The sequence below is a fragment of the Mycobacterium sp. E3247 genome (assembly GCF_001667785.1).
In the GTDB taxonomy this organism is placed as follows: Bacteria; Actinomycetota; Actinomycetes; order Mycobacteriales; family Mycobacteriaceae; genus Mycobacterium.
In genome coordinates, this window is record NZ_LZJG01000259.1 from 1 (window position 1) to 2,725 (window position 2,725).

Annotated in this window: 4 protein-coding genes; all 4 read left to right on the forward strand. The window is 65.9% G+C overall.

Translation table 11 applies throughout. The features are described 5' to 3' along the window. The coding region (locus A9X04_RS14300) for a PPE family protein (RefSeq protein ID WP_067921373.1) at window positions 1-1,163 on the forward strand (1,163 nt) is incomplete at its 5' end. Window positions 1,164-1,583: 420 nt separating this feature from the next. Beyond that, window positions 1,584-1,883, forward strand: coding sequence for a PE family protein (locus tag A9X04_RS14305; RefSeq protein WP_007172607.1), 300 nt, complete (start codon window positions 1,584-1,586; stop codon window positions 1,881-1,883). 292 nt (window positions 1,884-2,175) lie between these two features. Continuing rightward, entirely contained in the window at window positions 2,176-2,472 is a 297-nt protein-coding gene (locus A9X04_RS14310) for a WXG100 family type VII secretion target (RefSeq protein ID WP_007168951.1), read from the forward strand. A gap of 44 nt (window positions 2,473-2,516) precedes the next feature. Further along, window positions 2,517-2,725: WXG100 family type VII secretion target (locus A9X04_RS14315; RefSeq protein ID WP_067306347.1), on the forward strand; the 209-nt coding region annotated here is incomplete at its 3' end.

Here is a 2,725-nt window from a genome sequence, read left to right on the forward strand (position 1 = left end):
GTCCGGGGTCGGGGTCGTTGATGACCGCGGCGTCGGCGTGGAATGCGCTGGCGGCGGAGCTCAATGCGGCGGCGCTGGGCTATGAGAAGCTGATCACCTCGCTCAACAGTGAGGACTGGTTGGGGCCGGCGTCGGCGTCGATGGCCGCCGCGGTGCAGCCGTATGTGACCTGGATGACGACGACGGCCGCGCAGGCCGAGGAGGCGGCTACCCAGGCGCAGGCGGCGGCCGCGGCCTACGAGACCGCGCTGGCGGCGACGGTGCCGCCGCCGCTGATCGCGGCCAACCGGGCCCAGACCGCGCAATTGATCTCGACCAACGTGTTGGGGCAGAACACCCCGCTGATCACGCAGCTGGAGACCCAATACGGCGAGATGTGGGCGCAGGATGCCGGCGCGATGTACAGCTATGCGGGCCAGTCGGCGACGTCGACCAAGCTCACGCAGTTCAGCGCGGCGCCCAAGGTCTCCAAAGACACCGCTCCGGCCACCCAGAGCGCCGCGGTCACCAGCGCGGCGACGAACTCGACGGCGACCAACACTTCGAAGGTCTTGCAGTCGTTGGCCCAGCCCACCACGACCGCCACGACCAACGCGACGACCAACGCCGCATCGCAGGCGACCCAGGATCCGTTCAGCTACATCTGGTACCTGCTGACGGGGCAGTCGACCTTGCCGACCAGCCTGGGCAGCGCGATCAACGGCTACAGTCCGTTCGCCAGTTTGTTCTATAACACCGAGGGTCTGCCGTATTTCAGTGTTGGTATGGGGAACTTCGGTGTGCAGATGGCCAAGACCCTGGGCGTGATCGGGGGCGCGGCCCCGGCGGCGGCCAAGGCCCTGCCCGGCCTGGGTGGGCTGGGTGGTCTGCTCGGCGGTGGCGCCGGCGCGGTGCACCCGGCGGCGGCCATCGGCGGTGCGGCCTCCATCGGCGGCAAGCTGTCGGTGCCGGTGGCCTGGACCGGCGGCCCGGCGATCCCCGCGATGACCCACTCGGCCATCCCGGTCAGCGCCATCAGCGCCGCCCCCGAGGGCGCCGCCGGACCGGGCAACCTGCTCGGTGGCATGCCCCTGGCCGGCATCGGCAGCGGCACCCACGCCGGTGCCGGACCCCGATACGGGTTCCGCCCCACTGTCATGGCCCGACCCCCCTTCGCCGGATAACCAGTGCCGGTCGCTCGACAACATGACCTACGGGTTAACAGAGGGGGTCGGCTACGGGTGGAGACTCTGCGGCCGCAGGCCGGTTGCGGTGTACCCGTGATCACCGCAGGCGGGCCGTCCACCGGTTGCTAGCGGATCGTCGGGAAATAATGACAATCGGATTTTTAAGGGGCCTGCCCTGCGGCATCACCCCGGCAGACGTCGACCAGGGTCTTTCTCCAACGACTCCGTCACAGTTTGCTGTGACGAAGCTGAAAGGAAGGCGAGCCGGGCCGGACGCTGTTACTGTGGCGTTACCAAAAATGAATTCGTCGTACCGTCACATGAACAGTTGCAAACAGGCGGCTTCCGAAAGAGCTTGAAGGGCCGCCGTCATCTACTCTCTGCAGAGTCGGGGATTGAACTTAGGAGGGATCAAGCATGTCTTTCGTGACCACACAGCCTGAGGCTTTGGCTGCGGCGGCCGGAAACCTGCAGGCCATCGGCTCAACGCTGAGCGCTCAGAACGCGGCTGCAGCCGCCCCCACGACCGGAGTTGTTCCGGCGGCGGCGGACGAGGTGTCGGCGCTGACGGCGGCGCAGTTCGCAGCGCACGCGCAGATGTACCAGGCGGTCAGCGCTCAGGCCGCCGCCATTCACGAGGCGTTCGTGAACACTCTGTCGATGAGCTCGGGCTCTTACGCTGCAACCGAGGCAGCCAACGCAGCTGCTGCGGGCTGATCGGACCGGCGGTTGGATGGTTGGGACCGGACGTCATCGACGTGGTCTTCCGCCGCCTGACCGCCCAGCTACCGATGATCTCGGGGGCTGACGGCCGGACAACTCAAACGCCGGAGTTCGGGTTTGACGTCCGTCTCACCGTGTTACAGCGACCGGTGGCCGCCGGCTGACGGGAAGGGGGGATCATCCTTTTGTATTCGGCTCGGCGGTTCGCCAGCGCGTAACCGGTCCGGCCATCGTCGTAATCACCGCAAGTATCTGAGTACTCACGCAATAAAAGGAGACAGCCAACATGGCAACACGTTTCATGACCGACCCGCACGAAATGCGGGCGATGGCGGGCCGCTTCGAGGTTCACGCCCAGACCGTCGAGGACGAGGCCCGCAAGATGTGGGCGTCGTCGATGAACATCGCCGGCTCGGGCTGGAGTGGTCAGGCGCAGGCCACCTCGTACGACACCATGGGTCAGGTCAACCAGGCCTTCCGCAACATCGTCAACATGCTCCACGGGGTGCGCGACGGGCTGATCCGCGACGCGAACAACTACGAGCAGCAAGAGCAGGCCTCGCAGCAGATCCTGAGCAGCTAGCAGCCGAAAACTACTGCTGTCCAACACTTTTAAGGAGTTAAGCAATGACCATTAACTACCAGTTCGGCGATGTCGACGCCCACGGTGCCTTGATCCGGGCCCAGGCCGCGTCTCTGGAGGCTGAGCACCAGGCCATCGTTCGCGATGTGCTTGCTGCCGGTGACTTCTGGGGCGGTGCCGGTTCGGTGGCCTGCCAGGAGTTCATCACCCAGTTGGGTCGCAACTTCCAGGTGATCTACGAGCAGGCCAACGC

Excerpts from the sequence above, each read along its gene's own strand:
- A9X04_RS14305 (WP_007172607.1), top strand. The coding sequence starts at position 1,584 with ATGTCTTTCGTGACCACACAGCCTGAGGCTTTGGCTGCGGCGGCCGGA.
- A9X04_RS14310 (WP_007168951.1), top strand. The coding sequence starts at position 2,176 with ATGGCAACACGTTTCATGACCGACCCGCACGAAATGCGGGCGATGGCG.